The organism is Micromonospora yasonensis, assembly GCF_026013475.1.
Taxonomy (GTDB): Bacteria; Actinomycetota; Actinomycetes; order Mycobacteriales; family Micromonosporaceae; genus Micromonospora; species Micromonospora yasonensis.
Window position 1 is genome coordinate 1 of record NZ_JAPDPH010000058.1, and the last position, 20,110, is coordinate 20,110.

General features: G+C 73.5%; 25 protein-coding genes and 1 pseudogene. 14 read left to right on the top strand and 12 right to left on the bottom strand.

What is annotated here, in order from left to right; all coding sequences use genetic code 11:
• Positions 1-324: 324 nt before the first annotated feature.
• Together ONA70_RS14635 and ONA70_RS14640 are read right to left on the bottom strand one after the other, a co-directional pair.
• Positions 325-984, bottom strand: coding sequence for a DUF1345 domain-containing protein (locus ONA70_RS14635; RefSeq protein WP_265006964.1), 660 nt, complete (start codon positions 982-984; stop codon positions 325-327).
• Positions 985-992: 8 nt separating this feature from the next.
• On the bottom strand, positions 993-1,265 hold the full coding sequence (locus ONA70_RS14640; RefSeq protein ID WP_265006965.1) for a DUF2795 domain-containing protein: 273 nt from the start codon (positions 1,263-1,265) through the stop codon (positions 993-995).
• Positions 1,266-1,423: 158 nt separating this feature from the next.
• On the opposite strand from ONA70_RS14640, the gene ONA70_RS14645 reads away from it, so the two are divergent.
• On the top strand, positions 1,424-1,828 hold the full coding sequence (locus ONA70_RS14645) for a DUF2267 domain-containing protein (RefSeq protein WP_265006966.1): 405 nt from the start codon (positions 1,424-1,426) through the stop codon (positions 1,826-1,828).
• Between the two features lie 21 nt (positions 1,829-1,849).
• Here the strand turns inward: ONA70_RS14645 and ONA70_RS14650 are convergent, their stop codons facing one another.
• Positions 1,850-2,998, bottom strand: coding sequence for a CaiB/BaiF CoA transferase family protein (locus tag ONA70_RS14650; RefSeq protein ID WP_265006967.1), 1,149 nt, complete (start codon positions 2,996-2,998; stop codon positions 1,850-1,852).
• Between the two features lie 251 nt (positions 2,999-3,249).
• Between ONA70_RS14650 and ONA70_RS14655 the strand changes: the two genes are divergently transcribed.
• The 5 genes from ONA70_RS14655 (at position 3,250) to ONA70_RS14675 (ending at position 6,769) form a co-directional block, all read left to right on the top strand.
• Entirely contained in the window at positions 3,250-4,242 is a 993-nt protein-coding gene (locus ONA70_RS14655; protein WP_265006968.1) for a TerC/Alx family metal homeostasis membrane protein, read from the top strand.
• Positions 4,243-4,407: 165 nt separating this feature from the next.
• A complete protein-coding gene (locus tag ONA70_RS14660) occupies positions 4,408-4,998 on the top strand; it encodes a sulfite oxidase-like oxidoreductase (protein ID WP_265007000.1) in 591 nt (196 codons plus the stop codon).
• A gap of 1 nt (position 4,999) precedes the next feature.
• The gene (locus ONA70_RS14665) at positions 5,000-5,761 is read left to right on the top strand and encodes a ferredoxin reductase (protein WP_265006969.1); all 762 of its coding nucleotides are present in this window, start codon (positions 5,000-5,002) and stop codon (positions 5,759-5,761) included.
• Between the two features lie 16 nt (positions 5,762-5,777).
• Entirely contained in the window at positions 5,778-6,071 is a 294-nt protein-coding gene (locus ONA70_RS14670) for a DUF6510 family protein (RefSeq protein ID WP_265006970.1), read from the top strand.
• Between the two features lie 170 nt (positions 6,072-6,241).
• Complete coding sequence (locus ONA70_RS14675; protein ID WP_265006971.1) at positions 6,242-6,769, top strand: GNAT family N-acetyltransferase; 528 nt, start codon at positions 6,242-6,244, stop codon at positions 6,767-6,769.
• 42 nt (positions 6,770-6,811) lie between these two features.
• On the opposite strand, the gene ONA70_RS14680 is transcribed toward ONA70_RS14675, so the two are convergent.
• Complete coding sequence (locus ONA70_RS14680) at positions 6,812-6,970, bottom strand: hypothetical protein (RefSeq protein WP_265006972.1); 159 nt, start codon at positions 6,968-6,970, stop codon at positions 6,812-6,814.
• The gene (locus tag ONA70_RS14685; protein ID WP_265006973.1) at positions 6,967-7,578 is read right to left on the bottom strand and encodes a S4 domain-containing protein; all 612 of its coding nucleotides are present in this window, start codon (positions 7,576-7,578) and stop codon (positions 6,967-6,969) included. Before ONA70_RS14685 ends, ONA70_RS14680 begins: the two co-directional genes overlap by 4 nt.
• A gap of 321 nt (positions 7,579-7,899) precedes the next feature.
• Here ONA70_RS14685 and ONA70_RS14690 point away from each other — a divergent pair.
• Positions 7,900-8,013, top strand: a pseudogene (locus tag ONA70_RS14690) (DUF397 domain-containing protein); the annotation flags it as partial.
• 34 nt (positions 8,014-8,047) lie between these two features.
• Here the strand turns inward: ONA70_RS14690 and ONA70_RS14695 are convergent.
• On the bottom strand, positions 8,048-9,496 hold the full coding sequence (locus ONA70_RS14695; RefSeq protein ID WP_265006974.1) for a M20/M25/M40 family metallo-hydrolase: 1,449 nt from the start codon (positions 9,494-9,496) through the stop codon (positions 8,048-8,050).
• 112 nt (positions 9,497-9,608) lie between these two features.
• On the opposite strand from ONA70_RS14695, the gene ONA70_RS14700 reads away from it, so the two are divergent.
• Positions 9,609-10,907 carry an NAD(P)/FAD-dependent oxidoreductase gene (locus tag ONA70_RS14700; protein WP_265006975.1) on the top strand — a complete coding sequence of 433 codons (1,299 nt, stop codon included), beginning with the start codon at positions 9,609-9,611 and terminating at the stop codon, positions 10,905-10,907.
• A gap of 22 nt (positions 10,908-10,929) precedes the next feature.
• Here the strand turns inward: ONA70_RS14700 and ONA70_RS14705 are convergent, their stop codons facing one another.
• The 3 genes from ONA70_RS14705 to ONA70_RS14715 are packed head-to-tail and all read right to left on the bottom strand — an operon-like array spanning position 10,930 to position 13,893.
• Positions 10,930-12,039 (bottom strand): AI-2E family transporter, encoded by a 1,110-nt coding sequence (locus ONA70_RS14705; protein ID WP_265006976.1) that lies wholly within the window; start codon positions 12,037-12,039, stop codon positions 10,930-10,932.
• Between the two features lie 44 nt (positions 12,040-12,083).
• Positions 12,084-12,869 carry a spermidine synthase gene (locus ONA70_RS14710; RefSeq protein WP_265006977.1) on the bottom strand — a complete coding sequence of 262 codons (786 nt, stop codon included), beginning with the start codon at positions 12,867-12,869 and terminating at the stop codon, positions 12,084-12,086.
• 52 nt (positions 12,870-12,921) lie between these two features.
• The gene (locus ONA70_RS14715; protein WP_265006978.1) at positions 12,922-13,893 is read right to left on the bottom strand and encodes a DUF2267 domain-containing protein; all 972 of its coding nucleotides are present in this window, start codon (positions 13,891-13,893) and stop codon (positions 12,922-12,924) included.
• Between the two features lie 187 nt (positions 13,894-14,080).
• On the opposite strand from ONA70_RS14715, the gene ONA70_RS14720 reads away from it, so the two are divergent.
• The 4 genes from ONA70_RS14720 (at position 14,081) to ONA70_RS14735 (ending at position 16,135) form a co-directional block, all read left to right on the top strand.
• Positions 14,081-14,395 carry a hypothetical protein gene (locus ONA70_RS14720; RefSeq protein ID WP_265006979.1) on the top strand — a complete coding sequence of 105 codons (315 nt, stop codon included), beginning with the start codon at positions 14,081-14,083 and terminating at the stop codon, positions 14,393-14,395.
• Between the two features lie 208 nt (positions 14,396-14,603).
• Complete coding sequence (locus tag ONA70_RS14725) at positions 14,604-14,951, top strand: STAS domain-containing protein (protein ID WP_265006980.1); 348 nt, start codon at positions 14,604-14,606, stop codon at positions 14,949-14,951.
• A 74-nt stretch (positions 14,952-15,025) separates the two neighbouring features.
• Entirely contained in the window at positions 15,026-15,472 is a 447-nt protein-coding gene (locus ONA70_RS14730) for a response regulator (RefSeq protein WP_265006981.1), read from the top strand.
• Between the two features lie 126 nt (positions 15,473-15,598).
• On the top strand, positions 15,599-16,135 hold the full coding sequence (locus ONA70_RS14735; protein ID WP_265006982.1) for an ATPase: 537 nt from the start codon (positions 15,599-15,601) through the stop codon (positions 16,133-16,135).
• 8 nt (positions 16,136-16,143) lie between these two features.
• Here the strand turns inward: ONA70_RS14735 and ONA70_RS14740 are convergent, their stop codons facing one another.
• Entirely contained in the window at positions 16,144-16,983 is an 840-nt protein-coding gene (locus tag ONA70_RS14740) for a hypothetical protein (protein ID WP_265006983.1), read from the bottom strand.
• A gap of 319 nt (positions 16,984-17,302) precedes the next feature.
• Here ONA70_RS14740 and ONA70_RS14745 point away from each other — a divergent pair, with 319 nt between their 5' ends.
• Positions 17,303-18,253, top strand: a complete 951-nt coding sequence (locus ONA70_RS14745; RefSeq protein ID WP_265006984.1) for an endonuclease/exonuclease/phosphatase family protein — start codon at positions 17,303-17,305, stop codon at positions 18,251-18,253.
• A 3-nt stretch (positions 18,254-18,256) separates the two neighbouring features.
• Here ONA70_RS14745 and ONA70_RS14750 read toward each other — a convergent pair whose 3' ends face one another.
• On the bottom strand, positions 18,257-18,685 hold the full coding sequence (locus tag ONA70_RS14750) for an OsmC family protein (protein WP_265006985.1): 429 nt from the start codon (positions 18,683-18,685) through the stop codon (positions 18,257-18,259).
• 88 nt (positions 18,686-18,773) lie between these two features.
• Positions 18,774-19,718, bottom strand: a complete 945-nt coding sequence (locus ONA70_RS14755; protein ID WP_265006986.1) for a serine/threonine-protein kinase — start codon at positions 19,716-19,718, stop codon at positions 18,774-18,776.
• Between the two features lie 167 nt (positions 19,719-19,885).
• Here ONA70_RS14755 and ONA70_RS14760 point away from each other — a divergent pair, with 167 nt between their 5' ends.
• Positions 19,886-20,110, top strand: coding sequence for a hypothetical protein (locus tag ONA70_RS14760; RefSeq protein ID WP_265006987.1), 225 nt, complete (start codon positions 19,886-19,888; stop codon positions 20,108-20,110).

The following is a 20,110-nucleotide window of genomic DNA, read 5'->3' on the forward strand; positions in this document are numbered from 1 at the left end:
GGCCGACCTGGCCGGGCTGGCCGGCAGCGGCGAGTCGGAGCGGCTGGCCTGGCTGGTGGGGGCACTGGCCAGGGTGGACCTGGAGAAGCGGTACGCCGAGTTGACGGGCTGAGCCCGGTGCGGCGCGGGCCACAATTTCGCAATACTCACCCGTTCGGCTGATGGTCTGTCGTATGATGATCGTGGCAGCGATGCCCGCCCGGTTCGGGCGAACATCCACCGCCTGGCGGTCGCGACCCGGTTCGGGCGCGGACCGGCAGGGACAGGTGCTGCGTGGCGCCCCAGGTCGCGGTTCGTGACCCGGGGCGCCCGCCTGTCGTGTGTTCATGCCGCCAGGCTGGAGAGCAGGTTCACAGTCGCGGCGATGATGAACGCACCGAACAGGTAGGACAGCAGGGCGTGGCGCAGCGCCGTCCGTCGCATCTCCGGGCCGGACAGGTCGGTGTCGGAGACCTGGAAGGTCGTACCCACCGTGAAGCCCACGTATGCGAAGTCGGCGAAACAGGGCGGCGACAACTGGTGGAAGTCGATCCCGCCGGGTTCCCCGGTGTAGTACAGCCGGGCGTACCGGATGGTGAAGACGGTGTGCACCACGAACCAGGAGAGCACCACGCTCAGTACGCCGAGACCGCCGTACAGGTCCCGGGGCAGGCCCGGGCCGACGGCGTGCGCGCTGGTCAGCACCACCCCGACCGCCAGCAGACTGGCCAGGCATGCCACCAGCAGCAGCGCGTCCCGCATCGCCCAGTTGGGGTCCTCGAACTTCGCCAGCCGAGCGGTGCGCGTGGCGTCCAGCCGGGACAGCCGGCTCCACTGCAGCACCAGCCAGCTCAGCGCCGCAGCGTCCCAGCCCACCAACGGGGCCAGCACCGCCGACATCAGCACGCCGACGAGTCCACCGCAGACGACCCCGACCAGCCCCATCCCGACGAGCTGGACGGCCGCGGGGACGTGCCCGTCCGGCCGGGCGCTCCGGCGCCGCACCGGTGGCGTCAGATGCCGCGCAGGTGCTGTGAGACCCGCTGGTGGCGCTTGTCCCGCGCCTGCGCCGCGCGCTGCGACCGGCCGACCTCGGGCGCCGCGTCGATGCCGGCCGACCGGGCCACCTGGTTGCCGTCGGCGTAGTCCACCGCCGGCAGGGCCCGTAGCGCCCGCAACACCTCCGGCGGCGCGCCCTCCCGTTCGGCCTCGCGGATGACGTCGTCCTTCCCGGCCGGGTAGTCCAGCGCCGACAGGTACTCAAGGACGTCCGTGTAACTCGCCATGGGTCGGGCTCCTCGCGCCTGTAGTTGCGGTCACGACCGGCGGCGGTTACCCCGGTCGGCGCGGCTCACGCGCCGCCGGGCCGAAAATCCCGGCCGTTTCCGGCCCGCCGGGACGGGTACGCGCCACGGCGCGCGAGCAGCCTGAGGGGGTAGCACGGATGAACTACGACACCTTCGTCGACCGGGTCGCCCAGCGTTCCCGGACGCCGCGGGAACGGGCGGCCGAGCTGACCCGGGCCACCTTGGAGACCCTGAGCGAGCGGTTGACCGGTGGTGAGGTGCTGGACCTGGCCGCACAACTGCCGAAACCGCTGCAGGTGGTGCTCAAGCCGCACCCGGCCACCGAGGCGGCCGACCGGTTCGGGGCCGCCGAGTTCGTCGCCCGCGTCGGGCAGCGGGCCCGCGTGGACGAGAACGCCGCCCGGGACGCCGTACGGGCGGTGTTCGTCACGCTGCGCGAGGCGATCACCGGCGGCGAGTTCGACGACGTCGTGGTCCAGATGCCGCGCGACTACCGGGACATGGTGGAGCCGGCCATGGCGCCCGGTGCCACCCGCCGCTGATCTCCGGCACCGGCACGGCTGTCAGGCGACCGTGCCGGCGGCGCGCAGGGCGGCGATCCGGTCGGCGTCGAATCCGGCCTCCGCGAGCAGTTCGTCGGTGTGCTCGCCGGGCCGTGGGGCCGCTCGGCGAACCGTGGTGGGGGTGGCGGAGAAGCGTGGCGCGGGGGCGGGCTGCTCGACTCCGTCGTGCTCGACGAAGACCCCCCGGGCCGCCAGGTGCGGGTGCTCCGGCGCCTCCGCCCAGTCCAGCACCGGCGTCACGCAGGCGTCGGAGTCGGCCAGCAACTCGGCCCACTCGTCCCGGGTGCGGGTCCGGAACAGCCGGGCCCACGACTCGCGCAGCGCCGGCCAGTTCGCCGGGTCGTCGCGGTCCACGGCCTCGTCGCCGTCGAGCGGGAAGCCGGTGAGCCGGACCAACTCGGCGTAGAACTGCGGCTCCAGCGCGCCCACGGCGACGTACCGGCCGTCGGCGCACTCGTACGTGTCGTAGAAGGGCGCGCCGCCGTCGAGCAGGTTCACCCCGCGCGGGTCCTGCCACATCCCGGACCGGCGCATCGCCTGGATCTGCGTGGCCAGCACCGACACGCCGTCCACGATGGCCGCGTCGACGACCTGGCCGGGGGCGCCGGCGCGGACCGCGTACAGGGCGGCGACGATGCCGAGGGCGAGCATCATCCCGCCCCCGCCGAAGTCGCCGAGCAGGTTCAGCGGCGGCACCGGGCGCTCCCCGGCCCGGCCGATGCCGTGCAGCGCGCCGGTCAGCGCCAGGTAGTCGATGTCGTGGCCGGCGGTCCGGGCGAGCGGGCCGTCCTGCCCCCAGCCGGTCATCCGGCCGTACACCAGTCGGGGATTGGCGGCGAGGCAGTCGTCCGGGCCGATGCCGAGCCGCTCGGTGACCCCGGGCCGGAACCCCTCGATCAGCGCGTCCGCGCCGGCGACCAGGGCCAGCGCCACCTCACGTCCTTCGGGCGCCTTCAGGTCGACGGCGAGCGAGCGCCGGTTGCGGTTCAGCAGGTCGCCGGGGACGTCGCCGTAGCGGCCGCCGCCCGTACGATCGAGGCGGACCACGTCGGCGCCCAGGTCGGCGAGCATCATCGCGGCGAACGGGCCCGGTCCGATGCCGGCCAGCTCGACCACCCGTACGCCGGCCAACGGCCCCTGGTTGCTCATCGCGACACCATAGGGCTCGATCCGCCGGAGCACCATGCCGCACGGTCCACACAGCTGTTGACCAGGGCAATCATGTGACCTGCCGACTTGGCGGTCGGGGTGAGGTTGCCCTAACCTGGACCGCGCGAGGGGAGTACTTCCCACGAACCATTCCGGTCAGTACGGCGCGCCCCCGGGCGGGCCTCGGGTGGTTGCCCACCGACGGTGGGTGAAGGAGACCTCGAACATGACACGGTGTTCGAGGAGGTTCCATGACCGAATTGTCATACCTGTCCGTCGGTGCGCTGTCGTCGGTCGGCACTGCCACCCTGTGGGCGGTCACCATCGCCGGGGTGCTCGCCCTGCTGGTCCTGGACTTCCTGGTCACCCGCAAGCCGCACGAGGTGTCGCTCAAGGAGGCGCTCGGCTGGTCGGCGTTCTACATCGCCCTCCCGCTGGCGTTCGGCGCCTGGGTCTGGTCCCGGTACGGTTCCGAGCTGGGCGTCCAGTACCTCACCGGTTACCTCGTCGAGAAGTCGCTCTCGGTCGACAACCTCTTCGTCTTCATGCTGCTGCTGGCCGCGTTCGCGGTGCCCGCCGTGCTGGCCCAGCGGGTGCTGCTCTACGGCATCGCCGGCGCGCTGGTGCTGCGCGCGGTCTTCATCGCCCTCGGCGCCGCCGCCCTGCAGACCCTCGACTTCGCCTTCCTGCTGTTCGCGGTCATCCTGATCGCCACCGCGGTCAAGCTGCTGCGGGACGCGCTCGCCGGGCACGAGCAGGAGGTCGACATCAACACGATGCGGTCGGTGAGGCTGCTCCGCCGGGTCATGCCGGTGGTCGACGAGTACCACAGCACCCGGATGACCGTCCGGCAGGGCGGCCGCCGCGCGCTCACCCCGTTCGCCCTCGTCGTGGTCGCGGTGCTCGCCACCGACGTGGTCTTCGCGGTCGACTCGGTGCCGGCCGTCTACGGCATCACCGAGGACCCGTACCTGGTCTTCGCCACCAACGCGTTCGCCCTGCTCGGCCTGCGCGCGCTCTACTTCGTCCTGCACGCCGCGCTCAGCCGCCTGGTGCACCTCAGCTACGGCCTGGCCATCATCCTGGCGTTCATCGGCCTCAAGCTCGGCCTGCACTGGGCGCACGGCATCTGGCCCGGGGTCCCGCAGATCCCCACGCTCGCCTCGCTCGGCGTCATCATCGGCGTCCTGGTGATCGTCACCCTGACCAGCCTGCGCGCCACCCGCGACCGCGTGCTCGGCTGACCCGTAAGGAGGGGCCCCTTATTAACGCCTACGGTAGAGAAGGGGCCCCTTCTTAACAGCCTTAACAGCGAGCCCGGCCGCCGCGGTGGTCACCCACCGTGGCGGCTCTCGGCCGAAGCGATCGCCCGGGCGCACCCCAGGTGGTACGACTGACCGGTGGGAATCGTGTCGCCCGGCTTCCAGGGCCGGCCCCGCTCGGCCGAACCGGCCCTGCCCCCGGGCCAGTACCTCACCGAGGACTTCCCGGTGCTCTCGGCCGGCCCGACACCGAAGGTGCCGTTGGACACCTGGGAGTTCGTGCTGACCGCCGAGGGCGGTGCCGAGTTCCGCTGGTCCTGGGACGAGCTGATGGGCCTGCCGCAGGAGACGCCGACCGTGGACATCCACTGCGTCACCCGCTGGTCCAAGCTGCACACCAACTGGCAGGGCGTCTCGCTGGACACCCTGCTCGACGGCGTCGACACCGCCGCCCGGTACGCGCTGGTCCACTCGTACGGCGGGTACACCACCAACCTGCCCCTGGACGACCTGCGCGGCGGCCGGGCCTGGGTGGCGCACACGTACGACGGCGGGCCGCTCCCGGCCGAGCACGGGGGCCCGGCCCGGCTGCTCGTTCCGCACCTCTACTTCTGGAAGTCGGCGAAGTGGGTGCGCGGCATCCGGCTGCTCGTCGACGACCAGCCCGGCTTCTGGGAGACCGCCGGCTACCACGACTACGGCGACCCGTGGCGCGAGCAGCGCTACCAGGGCGACTGAGGTGGCGGCGCCCACGACCGGCGGACGCGTCGTCGCCCCGCTGACCTGGCGGGTGGCGCGGCTGGTCGAGCGGCGGATCGAGACCCCGACCGCGCAGACCCTGGTGCTCGACGTGCCGGGCTGGCCGGGGCACCTGCCCGGGCAGCACGTCGACGTCCGGCTGACCGCCTCCGACGGCTACCAGGCGGCCCGGTCGTACTCCCTGGCGGCGCCGGGCGACGGGGAACGGATCGAGCTGACCGTGCAGAAGGTGCCCGACGGGGAGGTGTCGCCGTACCTCACCGACGTGTGGGCGCACGGGGACCCGGTGGAGGTGCGGGGGCCGGTCGGCGGCTGGTTCGTCTGGCGTACCGAGGAGACCGCGCCGGTGCTGCTGATCGCCGGCGGCTCCGGGGTGGTGCCACTGATGGCGATGGTCCGGGCCCGCCGTGCCGCGGGCAGCCGGGCGCCGTTCCGCCTGATCTACTCGGTCCGTACCCCCGATGACGTCTTCTATGTCGAGGAACTGCGCCGCCGGACCCGCGACGACCAGGGGCTAGACGTGGCGTACGTCTACACCCGGGCGGCGCCCGAGGGCTGGCGTGGCGAGCCGCACCGAATCGGACTGGCCGACGTGAACAGCCACGGCTGGCCGCCCGACCTGGAACCCGTCTGCTACGTCTGTGGCCCCACCGGCTTCGTGGAGACCGTGGCGGACCTGCTGGTGGGGCTGGGCCACCCGACCCGGCGGGTGCGGACCGAACGCTTCGGACCCACCGGGTGACGAGCGAGGAGGACCCATGACCGACCTGTCCTACCTGGACGGCAACATGCTCGACGGGCCGCTGCGGGAGTTGTTCGCGGTCGACCTGAGCGGCGCCACCGGGCGGTGTGACAACTGCGGCAGGACCGGCCCGATGGCCGGGCTGCACGTCTATTCGCACGCTCCCGGGCTGGTCGGCCGTTGCCCGGCCTGCACCCAGGTGATGATCCGGCTGGTCCGCGCCCCGGACCGTGCCTGGCTGGACCTGCGCGGCACCACCTTCCTCCAGGTCCCGCTGCCCCTCGACCAGCCCCACCCCCGCCCGCTGTAGCGACCGTACCGCCACCGGCGCTGTCGAGTTGACCAAGGAGTTTGCGTCGCGGATCCGGCGGTCTCTGACGCAAACAGTCCTCATGATCGACCTCCCGTCGTTCCGGCCCAGCGTAGAGGAATGTCGATCTCGTTGGACAGGGGCCGGCCGGTGGTCGAGAGTTACCGACCGTGAGATACCTGCGTACCGACGGTCGGGTCGGCATCCGCCGCCCGCGCCCCACCGACGAGCCGGCGTTCGTCGCCGCCGCCCGCCGCAGCCGGGAACTGCACCACCCGTGGCTCGCCGCCCCGGACGACCCGGAGAAGTACGCCGCGTACCTGCGTAAGAGCCGGCGCCGGGACGGCGCCGGCTACCTGTTCTGCGACCGGGTGACCGGCGAGATCGCCGGGTACGGGAACATCAGCGGCATCGTGATGGGGGCGCTGCGCGGCGGATACCTCGGCTACGCCGCCTTCCTGCCGTACGCCGGCACCGGGCACGCCTCGGCCGGCGTCCGGCTGGTGATCGAGCACGCGTTCACCGCGCTCGGCCTGCACCGGCTGGAGGCGAACATCCAGCCCGGCAACGAGCCGTCCAGGCGGCTGGCCGAGCGGCTCGGCTTCCGGCTGGAGGGCTTCTCGCCGGACTACCTGTTCATCGACGGCGCGTGGCGGGACCACGAGCGCTGGGCGATCACCGCGCCCGGGCAGGCGTGAGCGGCGGCCACCGTTCCGGCGACCGCCACCCGTGCCCTCGACTCAGCGTCCGGGCCCTCGGGCCTGCGGGCGCTGCCCGGTCAGCCGCTGCAGCTTCGCCTCCTTGTGGTCCACGCGCCGGCGCTGCCGGGGCGTGAGCCGCGGGCTGCCCCGCTGCTGGTGGTAGTTGGACACGCGTCGATCGGTCGGCAGGATGCTCACAACGGTCTCCCTCCTAACGACTGGACGGCGAGCGGGACGTCCCGCAGCGCCGGCACCTCCTGCTGCTGGGGCTCGCGGACCAGCGTCGCGGTGCCGCGGTCCGGCCGCACCGTCAGGTACGGCGGGGTGTCGCCCTCGGCACGACCGGCCACCGCGACCGCCACCGGGGCGCGGCACTGCCGGTCGGGCCGGATCTGGATGGTCTGCCCCGGCCGGACCAGGTACGAGGACCGGTTGACCTTGCCGCCGTCGACGGTGAACGTGTTGTGGGCGACGAGGTCGCGGGCCTCGTTGATGGAGCGGGCGAAGCCGGCGCGGTGCACCAGCGCGTCCATCCGCTGCTCCAGTTGGCCGGTCAGGTTCTCCGTCGAGTCGCCGGGTTGGCTGACGGCCGCCACCAGGGCCCGGGCCAGCTGTCGGTCCCGCAGCTCGTAGCGGGCGCGCACCTGGTGTCGTGCGCTGTCGTCCAACCAGGGCCCGCCCGGGGCCGGTCGCGGCCCGCCGCGTATGCCCACCGGATACCGTTGCCGCCGCATCCGGTAGCCGTACGCGGGGTGGATCGGGAACACGTCGTCGGGCGCGGGACGTACCGTGGTCCGGACCGCCATGTCGTTTCCTCCCTCGGCTCTCGCGGTCTCCCCACCCTCCGTCGCCCTCGGGTGAGGCGACCTCACCCGGTTCGGATGGCGCCGGCCGTGTCTGCCTCGCCGCCGACTGGAAGCAGTGGTGCGCGGGCCTGTGGAGCTGATATCGCAACCGACTCATCCCCAGCCCAACCCGGTCGGCGGACCCCATCCGGCCCAGCCCGTACGGCCGTGGCAGCGCCCGCCACCCACGGTCACCAGCGCGGCTGAGTCGTTTGTGACATCAGCTCATTAGGCGGCAGGAGAAGCACCGGGCGGCGGGCCGCCACGGCAGCACGCCGGCTCCAGTGGCGCAAGTCCAGCCGCAGTGGAGCCAGCGGCGGCAACTGCGTGGAGGTGGCGGACAACCTGCCCGGCGTGGTCGCCGTCCGCGACAGCAAGGACCCGGCCGGCCCCGCCAGCGGCGATGCTGGCGGGGCCCGTGACGGGTGGCCTAACTGCCGGGCTTCGGGAAGGCCACCGGGCTGCGGTGCCCGTCCCGGTCCACCGCGCGTACGCCGAAGAAGACGTTGTCCTTGGACAGGTCGATGGTCACCTCGGTGACGTCGCCGACCGGGAGCACCTTCTGCCACTCCGCCGCGGTGGTCTCCCGCCACACCACCTCGTAGCCGGCGAGGTCCGGCTCGTTGCCGCGCTGCCAGCGCAGGGTGGTGTCGTTGGTCAGGTTGGTGGTGACGATCGTGACGCCCTTGGGGGTGCCCGGGGCCTGGGCGAGGGACCAGAGCGTCGCCCCGTTCACCCGGGCCACCCGGGTGATGTAGTCGAAGTCGCAGAACTCCGGCAGGTCGCCGTACTGGACGCCGTCGACCACCCGGACGTTCTGGTGCTGGTGGGCGAAGTCCTCGTTCGGCTCGGTGAACCGCCCGGCCGGCCAGCCCTGGCGCAGGAACGAGATGTGGTCGCTGCCGCGCAGGTAGCGGTCCCGCCGGTAGATCACCCGCACCCCCATCCCGGTCGCCCCGTTCTCGGCCACGTCCCGTACGAAGCGGGCGAGCTGGCGCGAGGGGGAGTCGTTCTCACCGCCGACCGACTGCCGGGTGCTCGCCTCGGCGGGGGTCTCCGCCGTCGGCACCCCCTCGGCGAAGAGTCGGACGCTGCGCGGGTCGCGGGTGCCGTCGTCGGCGGTGCTGCTGCCGACGATGTCATTGCTGAACATGCCCTGCACGTCCACGCCGGCCTTCTTCAACTGGCCGGCCAGGTACGTCGAGCCGTACAGGTTCTGCTCCTCCCCGGCCACGGCGGCGAAGACGATGGTGGCCTCGGTGGGCCGGGTCGCCAGCACCCGGGCCAGTTCCATGACCACCGCCACGCCGGAGGCGTCGTCGTCGGCGCCCGGGGCGTCGCTGACCGCGTCCATCACGTCGGTGCAGCGGGAGTCGTAGTGGCCGGTGATGACGTATACCCGGTCCGGCGCCGACTCGCCGCGCAGGGTGGCCACCACGTTGGTGATCGTGGTGGCGGTGGGGATCCGGGAGGCGGGCTGCTGGACGTACGACTGGAGTTCGACGGTCATCCGGCCGGCGGAGGTGGCGGCGTACCCGGAGAGCTGCTGGTAGATCCAGTCCCGGGCGGCGCCGATGCCGCGGACCGGGTCGTCCTGGCTGGACAGGGTGTGCCGGGTGCCGAAGGCGGCCAGCCGGCGCACGGTGGCCTCGATCCGCTCCCGGTCGACCTCGCGCAGCAGCGCGGACAGGTCCCGGTCCGGCGGCTGAGGCGTGACCGGGTGGCCGGGGCCGGGTGGGGCGACGGCCTCCTCGGCGGCGGCCGGGGTGGCGGCGAGGGGCGCGGCGATGGTGGCGGCGGTGGCTGCGGCGGAGGCGGTCAGGAAGGTGCGCCGGGTCGACCTCGTGGGCGGCCTGCCGGCGGTCTCGTGAGTACCCATCTGGGCATCCTCACTCCCGTGCATCGGATTTGTCCATATCGGTGGGGATGGATGATGCGCGGTCGAGTCACCCGCACGTTTGTCGGCCGTGTCGACGGGAACGGCAGCGGACATGACGAAACCTCGTGTGGTGATCGTGGGGGCCGGGTTCGCCGGATACCACGCGGCGAAGACGTTGAGCCGGCTGGCCGGCAGGCGGGCCGAGATCGTCCTGCTGAACACGACCGACTACTTCCTCTACCTGCCGCTGCTGCCCGAGGTCGCGGCCGGCGTGGTCGAACCGACCCGGATCGCCGTGCCGCTCGCCGGCACCCTCGACGGCGTCCGGGTGGTGATCGGCGAGGCGGACCGGGTCGACCTGCAGAACCGCTGGGTCGGCTACCGCTCGCCGGAGGGGGACCACGGCCAGCTCGCGTACGACCGGGTGGTGCTGTCGGTCGGCAGCGTCAACAAGCTCCTGCCGATCCCCGGGGTGACCGAGTACGCGCACGGCTTCCGTGGCCTGCCCGAGGCGCTCTACCTGCACGACCACGTGGTACGCCAGATCGAGCTGGCCGAGGTGACCGACGACCCGGCCGAGCAGCGGGCCCGTACCACGTTCGTGGTGGTGGGCGCCGGCTACACCGGCACCGAGGTCGCCGCGCACGGACAGCTCTTCACCGACCGGCTGCACGCCCAGCGCCCGCACCTCAAGGTCCGGCCGCGCTGGATGCTGCTGGACGTGGCGCCGCGCGTGCTGCCCGAGCTGGACCAGCGGATGTCGATCACCGCCGACCGGGTGCTGCGCCGGCGCGGGGTGGACGTACGGATGGGAACGTCCGTCTCCGAGGCCACCCCGGACGGCGTCATGCTCACCGACGGCGAGTACGTCCCGACCTGCAGCCTGGTCTGGTGCGTCGGGGTACGCCCCGACCCGTTCGTGGCCGAGCTGGGGCTGCGGACCGAGCGGGGCCGGCTGGTGGTCGACGAGTACCTCAACGTCCCGGGCCACCCCGAGGTGTTCGCCTGCGGCGACGCGGCGGCCGTGCCCAACCTGGCCAGCCCCGGGCAGATCTGCGCGATGACCGCCCAGCACGCCCAGCGCCAGGGCAAGCTCGCCGCGCACAACATCGCCGCCTCGTACGGGGAGGGCGTCCGGAAGCCGTACAAGCACCACGACCTCGGCTGGGTGGTGGATCTGGGCGGCAAGGACGCGGCGGCCAACCCGCTGAAGGTGTCCCTCTCGGGGCTGCCGGCGAAGGCGGTCACCCGCGGCTACCACCTGTTCGCCATGCCGGGGAACCGGGCCCGGGTGGGTGCGGACTGGATGCTCGACGCCACCCTGCCCCGGCCCTCGGTGCAGCTCGGCCTGGTGCCGGGCAACGCCGTACCGCTGGAGAGCGAGTCGCCCGAGGTGGTGCGCCGGGGCTGAGCCCCGGTCGGCCGCCGGCCGGTCACCGGGGCTCCGGTCGCTCGGGCCTCGACCGCCGCTGGTGGTCCCCGGTCGAGTCGTTGGTAGTCGGCACCGGCACGGCGCGCCGGCCGCCGGGGACGAACTCGTGTAGCAGGATCTGCCCGATGCCCGCCGCCGGGATGGCCAGCAGCGCGCCGAGCAGCCCCGCCAGATTGGCGGCGAGCAACCCGCTTACCAGCACGGTCAGCGGGTTCAACCGGACTGCGCGGGACATGATGACCGGTGCCAGCAGGTGGTTCTCGACCTGCTGGTAGATCACGAAGGACACCAGGACGATGACGCCGGTGGTGGGGGAGTGCAGGAAGCCCGCGCCGGCCGCGATGATCGCGCCCAGGGTGGCCCCGACCAGTGGGATCAGGTCCGCGATGGCGACCAGCAGGGCGATCACCGCCGCGAACGGCACGCCGGTGAGCACGAGCAGCAGGAAGGTCAGGCCGCCGAGGAGCACGCTGATCAGGAGGTTGCCGCTGAGGTAGCCGGTGATCGCGCGGGAGGAGCCCCGACCGATGCGCCGCAGGCGCTCCGCCGCGCCGTCGTCGACCAGGGCCAGCGTGCCGGCGATGATCTTGGGGGCCTCCAGCACCATCAGGTACGCCAGTACCACCACCGTGATCGCCCCGGCGATCGTCTCCACCACGCTGCGGAGCACCCCGAGGGCGGGGTGGCCGAACCGCTCGGCGTAGTGCCGGAGCTGCTCGGCGTTCGCGTACCGCTGGAGATGGAACCGGTGCAGCAGCTCGCCGAGTCGGCCGTGGCCGGCCCGGGCCTCGCGCAGCAGTTCGGGGGCCTGCTCGACGAACCGGCTGACCTCGCTCACCAGCGGCACCACGATCACCGCGCCGAGTGCGGCGAGCAGCACGAAGGCGACGGCGAAGACCAGCAGGGTGGCCAGCGCCCGGTGCCGCACGAACCGCCGTTCCACCCAGTCCACCAGGGGCTTCAGGGCCACCGCGAAGAACGCCGCGACGAGGATCCAGACCAGCACCCGGCGGGTCGACCAGACCAGACTCAGCACCACGACGGTGGCCAGCACCAGACCGATGACGATCAGCGTCCGCCGCGCGGTGGACCGGTCGTCGGCGTCGCTCATCCGGCGCGGCTACCCGCGCGGGCCGGAAGGAAACGCGGGCCGCCTCAGCCGGCGGGGCCGGCATCGGTGGCCGGGCGGGCGCCGGCCACGAACGCGTCCAGCGCCGCCCCGTGCAGCACGCCACCGGGCACCGGGTCCCCGGCGGCGCGGGCGACCAGCCGGCGGACCGGCAGCCGGCCGGCTCGGTGGGCGGCGGCGAGCACCAGGTTGCCGTAGCGCCGACCGCGCAGCATCCGCCGGTCGGCGACCAGGCAGACGTCGGCGAAGACGGCGCGCAGCGTCGCGACCTGGGCACGGGAGAAGACCAGTGGCGGCAGGTCGGCGACGTTGACCAGGTAGACGCCGTCCGGGCGGAGCACCCGGCCCACCTCGGCGACGAACTCGACGCTGGCCACGCGCCGGGGCATCCGGGCCGCCCGGTAGACGTCGGCGAGCACCAGGTCGTACGCGCCGGCCGACGTTTCCGTCACCGCCTCCCGGGCGTCGCCGATGGTCACCTCGACCTCGGGCGGCACCGGGGGCAGCTCGCGGCGGACCAGCTCGATCACCGCCGGATCGCGCTCGACGACCCGCTGCGCGGAGCCGGGGCGGGTGGCCGCCAGCCAGCGGGGCAGGGTGAGCGCGCCGCCGCCCAGGTGCAGGGCAGCCAGCGGCTGCCCGGGCGGGGCGGCCAGGTCGACCACGGCGGCCATCCGCCGCACGTACTCGAAGTGCAGGTGACGCGGGTCGGCGACGTCGACGTAGGACTGTTCGACCCCGGCGGCGAGCAACGTACGGCCGGTCGGTCGGGCCCGGTCCACGACGATCTCCAGGCTCTCCGCGCTCCCCACGGCGCGCAACGGTACCGGGCCGGCGGGCGGGGTGCCCGCCGGCCCGGGCGACTCAGCCGGCGTTCATGCCGGCACCGGCCTCGTCGATCGCGTCGTCGATCCGGTGCGCCAGGTCCACGTCCAGCGCCGTCACCCCGTCGACCTGCTGGGTCCGGACGGTCAGCACGGCGCTGTCCGGGTCCGGGCGGCCGATCAGCGGGCGGCGCCCGGTCTCCACCCGGAGCAGGTCGAGTTGGTCGAGCACCCGGTCCAGGTTCCCGGCGGGCAACTCGATCGTGCGTACCAGCGACTGCCGGTCACTGGACCAGTACCGCAGTCCGGCGAGTGCGTCACGCAACTCCTGCTCGGTCAGCGGCGCGGTGGCGGACGTGGGGCCCACCAGGCCGCCGCCGGGCTCCGGCGGTGCGAGCAGGTCCCGCAACCCGTCCGGTACGCGCAGCGACTCCACCAGGTCGCCGTCGGCGTCGGCCAGCGCGGCGAGGGTCGCCTCGGCCTGGTACCGCGCCTGCTCCGGGGTGAGGCGGCTGCGCCGGCCCACCTCGGCCAGGAAGCCGGGCAGGTCCCGCCGCCGCTCGATGCCGTCCACCGGCACCACGTCGTGCAGCTTCACCGGCACCGCCGCCAGCAGCCGCTCGCGTTCGGCCTCGTCCAGCGCCCAGGCCAGCGCGAGCACGGTCGCCTCCGCGGCCACCTTGGCGGTGGCGAAATCGACCCCGGCCCGCCGGCTGACGTCGTCGACGAGATCGCGGTAGCCCAGCGTGGTCACCCGCCCGCGGCTCGCGCCCGGCAGCGGACGCGACCGCTCCGGCAGACCCGCCGGGGGCGGCGCGGGACCGCCCCGCGTGGTGTCCGGCTTGTGCCGGCCAGCCGGCGGCGGGCCGGACCGTTCGCGCTGGTCCACCGAGGTGACCTGCTTGGACGCGCTCAGGCTGGCGCCGGTCTCGCTCGGTCGCCGGCCACGTTCGCGAGCCTCGCGGGCCAGGGTCCGGCGGCGCTTGTTGTCGCCCTCCATCTGCTTGCGCATCGTCGCACCTCGTTCCTCGTCGGGTTGCGCCTTGCGCCGGTCGCCTTCCCGGCGCTGCTGGGAAGGAAACGGCGCCGCCGGCGGCCGGCGAGCTTCATTCGCTGGGGGTGAGGGGCGATCACCCGGCGGCGCACCACCATCGAGATGGACCGGGAGACTTCCGACGCACGCGGAAGGGAAGGTCGTCATGAAGAGGATCGTCGAGATCGTCCCCGCTCGCCCCGGCTGGTACGCGCGGTGGCAGGTCGAGCCCGAGCTCACCCGCTCCTACGCCGTGACGCTGTGGGCGCTGGTGGAGGAGGCCGACGGCACCGGCCGCGAGGTGGTCGGCGTCGACTGTGTGGGTCAGTGGCCCGGAGCGGACGACAACGAGGCGGGTGGACAGTTCGTCCGGTATCTCTTCCAGACGCCCGATTCCGGCGCGCCGGAGGACGCCGAACCACCGACGGTGGGCGAGCTGCGGGACTCCGGACCGCGGCTGCAAGCGGTGCCCGCCGCCTGAGCCACCCTCCCCGGCCCCCGGCCCCTGGTCCCAGGGTCGGGGGCCACCCCCTGTTCGGGGACGGTCAGCCGACCTCGCGGGACGCGCCGGGGACCCCCCGACCACTATGGACAGCAGCTGAGCGACTTCACCCGGACGCCGATCGGGAACCCGGGTATGCTTGCCGCACTGCAAGCGTCCGCTTGTGGTGGGAGCGAGGGGGGTTACGGTGGCGCTGACCGTCACGTACGCCCAGCGAAACGGGGGCACCGCCTGCCTCCGGCTCGCCGGCGAGCTCGACATGAGCAGCGCTCCGCAGCTCAATGCCGCCCTCGACCGGCTGGCCGCGGCGGGTCAGCGGCAGCTTCTCATCGATCTCACCGAGCTGACCTTCTGCGATTCGACGGGCATCGCGGCCTTCGTTCGGGGCGACAACCGGGCCGCCGCCGAGGGCGGCTGGCTGCGGCTCACCGGGGCGACCGGGCGGGTGGCCCGGGTGCTCCAGGTCACCGGTCTCGCCGAGGTACTCCGGTACGACGCGGAACCGTCCGGCCCGGCCTCGCCGTCCGCCTTCTGATCGGTTAGATTTCCGCGCCAGCGGGCGATCGCTCCCCTTCCGCTTCGCCCTCCCCGACCGTAAGCAGGTGTCCCATGGGCCCACGCACGCCGAGCCCCGTTCGTATCCTGGTGGTGGACGACGACCCGGGTGACGTCCTCATGATCGAGGAGGCCCTCGAGGACTCCGACGTCGAGAAGATCATCGACGTGGTCAACGACGGCCAGGAGGCGATGGAGTTCCTCCGCCGGGAGGGCCGGCACACCGACGCCACCCGCCCCGACGTCATCCTGCTCGACCTGAACATGCCCCGGATGGACGGGCGCCAGGTGCTCGGCGAGGTCAAGCAGGACGAGGACCTGCGGACCATCCCGATCGTCGTACTGACCACCTCCAACGCCGACACCGACATCGTCGGCAGCTACACCCTCCAGGCCAACGCGTACGTGACGAAGCCGATCGACCTGGACGACTTCAACGACGTGGTACGCCGCATCGACGAGTTCTTCGGCCGGGTGGTGGTCCTCCCGAGGCACTCCTGAGCGAGTGGCGCCGGACGTCCGGACGCCCGGATACTGAACATTTTCGGCGAACCGCCGCGGGCGCGGGCGGCACCCTCCAGGATCGGCAGGTGGGGACGTAACACCAGCTGCCTGGGGGGCGACAGTATGAGGTTCTCCGTCGTTGAGACCGGTTACGACCAGCGGCAGGTGGATTCCTGCCTGGACGAGCTGGGGATCCGGTTGATCCGGCTGGCGGCGCGGGCGGAGAGCGTCGCCGGTGCCGGCCGCGAGTTCGACCAGATCCGGCAGGAGGCGACCCACCTCTGCGACTTCCTGCGTCGCCGCACCGCCCCGGCCGAGGGTGACGCGGCCGCCGTCCGGGCGGGTGCGACGGCGGTCGAACGCGAGGCCGCCGAGCTGCTGGCCCGGGCCCGCACCGAGCTGGAGGCCGCCCGGGAGGAGGCCCGCCTGGTGCGTGAGCAGGCGTACGCCGAGGCGGTCCGGGCGCGCCGCGACTTCGAGGCGGCGCTGCTGGCCCGCCGTCGGCGCGAGGCCCGGGTGGAGGAGATCCTGGCCGGCACGCGCGGCGACACGGTCCCGGCGGACACGCCGACCGCCGCCGCCGGGGTGCCGGCGACCCGGGTCGCGGCGGGCGCGGGCGGCGAGGCCGGACCGAATCCCGCCGGGCGTACCGCCGCCTGAGCGCCGGCTCAGACCAGCGCCGCCACCACCGTCGTCGCCCGGTCCTCGTGCTGGGCGTACGCGTCGGGGAAGGCGGAGACCTGCACGGCCTGGGCGGCCTGGGTGACGCTCATGTCGGCCCAGCGGGGCACCTCGTTGAGCGCGGAGAAGAAGGCCCGCGCCGCGTACGCCGGGTTCATGATCTGGGCGACGGTGCCCCAGCCGCTGCTGGGCCGCTGCTGGAACAGCCCGACCGAGTCGTGGTCGGAGCCGCTGCCCTGGTGCGGGTAGTCGAAGGACTCCGGCAGCACGTCGCTGGCCAGGTTGTAGAGGTCGCTCTCCTGCATGGCGGTCGCGATGGCCACGACGAACGCCCGGCGCGGCATCTTCATGGCCCGCCCCACGTCGACGATCACCTTGGCGTTGTCCATCTGGCGCTGGTCCAGGCCGGCGACCGGGCGGGGGTGCTTCGGCCGGACCGGCTTCTTCGCCACCTTCTTCGTCGGCACGGGGCTCGGGGTGGCGACCGGGATCGGGGTGACCGGCGCGGTGTGCGGGGCGGCGGGGCGCTCGTAGTCCCGGGTCGCGCGATCGACGGCGGCGTCGGCCGCCCGGTCGGTCATCAGCTGGCGGACGGGCTCGTGGCGTTGGTCGGGCTGCTCGGCGCCGACGAAGCCGATGAGCCCGAGGCAGCAGGTCACGCCGGTGGCGACCACGATCCGGCCGGGGGTGGAGGCGAGCATCCGGCGGCGGGGCGGCTCGAGGGCCCGGTGCCGGCCGATCCGCCTTTCGGCTGATGCGGGGTCGATCGTACGGCGAGCGGGGCGCTTCTCGGCCGGCTGCTGCTCGGGGGAGTCGTCGGGATGCACGCGCCGAGGCTAGAAAGCATCCCGGCGCTTGCCACCGGGGTAGTTCGTGGCATGCGCCACAATTTGCCATAATCCGCACCCGCATTACGCCCGCTGAATCATGAAAGCCGCCATCCTCGCGTTTCGCATTTGCCGCCAATAGGGGAAAAGGAGGGGCGAGCCGGGCGGATGATCAGGTTTGCGGTGCTTCGGCCGGGTCTCCTCCGTTCGGCGGATGCGTACCCCCGCCGGCTGGGATGTGGGTGGGGACGGAGGGACGAGGTCCGGGTGTGCCGGGATCATGGCTGCCGGGGCGGAGCGGCTCGATACGATGCGGACGGTGACGGGGCAGATGGTCGACGAACGGGCCGCCGGTGACCCGACCGGCCGACGGGACCGGCGCGGACTGCTGGTCGCCGCCCTCGCCGTCCTGCTCGCCGTCCTCATCGCCGGCCACCGGGTGGTGCCCAACGTGCACGGCCTCGGCAGCCTGGTGGACAGTGTCGCCCCGCTGCTCGGTCTCGGCGTACCCCCGCTCGCCCTCGCGGCGCTGCTGCGCCGCTCCCGCCGGGCCCTGCTGGCGGTGGCGCTCCCCGCGGTGGCCTGGCTGGCGCTCTACGGCGGCGCCTGGCTGCCGCCGGCGGCCGGCGCCGAACCCGCGTCGGTCCGGGTGGCCAGCCAGAACCTGCGCTCCGGCAACCCCGACCCGGCGGCCACGGTCGACGCGGTCGCCGGTGCCGGCGCCGACCTCATCGGGCTCCAGGAGGTCGACGACGACGTCCGGGTCGGGACGGCGCTGGACCAGCACTACCCGCACCGGGCCACCGTGTCGACCGTCGCGCTGTGGAGCCGGTGGCCGATCCGGGAGTCACACGGCGTGGACACCGGCCTCGGCTGGGACCGGGCGCTGCGGGCGGTGGTGGCCGCGCCGCGGGGCGACCTCGTGGTGTACGTGGTGCACCTGGGCTCCGCCCGGGCCGGGCACACCGCCACCCGGGACGAGACGCTCGCCGCCCTCGCCGCCGCCGTGCGGGCCGATCCGGCCCCCCGGCTGGTGGTGCTGGGCGACCTCAACACCGCCAGCACCGACCGGGTCTTCGTCCCGCTCGCCCGGCTGCTGCACGACGCCCAGGCCGACGCCGGGCAGGGGTTCGGCTTCACCTGGCCGGCGGAACTCCCGGTGACCCGTCCGGACCACGTCCTCTACCGGGGGCTCACCCCCACCGCGGCGGGCGTGCTGCACACCCCGGACAGCGACCACCGGGCGGTGACCGCCGGCTTCCGCTGGTAGCGGTCAGTGCCGCCCGTTCTCCGCCGGCGTCACGGTCAGCCGGTGCCGGCTGCTGTCGCCGCTGGAGAACGGCCAGAGCCGGTCGGCGTACGCGACCAGGTCGGCCAGTTGTTGGCGGGTCAGGCCTGCCGAGGAGATCTCGGCGTGCACGTCGGCCCGGTAGCGCCCGTCGTCGTCGCGCCCGAGCTTTGCCTCCGCCGTCACCTTCACGGTGTGCGCCTCGTCGGTGATCTCACCGGCCGCCTCCACCGCCGCGTGGTGCAGGCAGGAGGCGAAGGCGGCGGCCAGCAACTGTTCGGGCGTCAGTCCGGTGCAGTGCGGCGCGAGCGGGGACGCCAGGGCGGAGGAGAGCCCGCCGTCGTCGGTGCGAACGTGACCGCCCGCGGCGGTCGCGGTGGCCGTCTCGGCCAGCCAGGGACTACGATCCGGCATCGCGTTCCTCCCGTCACTCACCCGCCCGGCTACCCGGCCCCCGCCCGGCGAAACCGTGCCTGAGCAGGCCGGAGGTGGTAGGTGGCGGTCAGGAACGGGCCCCTTCGGCGGCCGGCACGGCCATCGCCTCGGTCGCCTCGGCCGCGGCCCGGTCGGTCCACGGCGACACCGGCGCGCTGCGCGGTCTCGGCATGGCCGCCAGCATCGGCACGTACACCCGGGCGTCCACCACCTCGGCCAGCAGCAGCGCCGCCATCAGGCTCGTCGGTCGGACGGCCGGGTCCTCGGCGAGGCAACGGCGGCACAGGTCGGCGATCTCGGGCGGCAGCCCGTCGATCTCGGGCAACGGCCGCGGCGGCTGGCGGCGGCGCGCGCCCAGCAGCTGGGTGGCGCTGCCGGCGGTGTACGGGAGCCGGCCGGTCAGGCAGTAGTAGAGCAGCACGCCGAGGGCGTACATGTCGGCGGCGGGCGTGGCCGGCTGGCGGTCGATCTGCTCCGGCGCCAGGTACGCCGGGGTGCCCACCACCATGCCCTCCGGAGTGTGGTCCGGTGCCCCGGCGGGGGTGGCGATGCCGAAGTCGAGCACCTTGACCCCGGCCGGGGTGAGGATCACGTTCGCCGGCTTCACGTCGCGGTGCACGATGCCGTGCGCGTGGGCGGCGGCCAGCGCGGCGCTCACCTCGGCGCAGACCCGGGTCGCGATTCGCCAGTCCAGCGCGCCGTCGCGCAGGTGCGCCGCGAGCGTCTCACCCTCGGCCAGCTCCATCACGATGTACGGCACCTCGCCGCCGTCCGCCGCGATGGAGGTGCCGAAGTCGTGCACGCTGGCCACGTTCGGGTGCACCAGCCGGGCCGCGGAGCGCGCCTCGGCCCGGATCCGCTCCACCGACGTGTCCTCCCCCTCCTGACCGGGGGAGATGAGCTTCACCGCGACGGTCCGGTCGAGCACGAGGTCGTGCGCCCGCCAGACCTCCGACATGCCGCCGACGCCGACGCGCTGTTCGAGCTCGTACCGCCCGCCCAGGGTCCTCATCGGCCACTCCTCGTCCTCGCCCGGTTCTCCGGCTGCTGCGGTTCGCGGTACCCGAGCTCTGAGCAGGGCAAACCGCCGGGGGTTTCCGGGCGGCGTCGGCGCGGTGCGCGGTAGCTTGTGATGGCGTTCGGTGACGACTGCGGAACGGAGGGTGCGGGGTGGCTCAGGTGCGCGTACGGTTCGTCGGCGGACCGGCCCACGACCTGGTCCGGGAGTTGCCGGCCGAGCCGGGCGGGCAGCCGCCGCCCCGCTGGATCCTGCGCCATCCCGACGGGCGGCCGGCCCCGGCCGGGAGCGAGGCCGACCACCTCTACGAACGCGACCACCGCGACGGCTACGGCACCTGGACCATGCGGTACGTGCGCACCGAGCCGTTCGGCGCCACCGAGTGA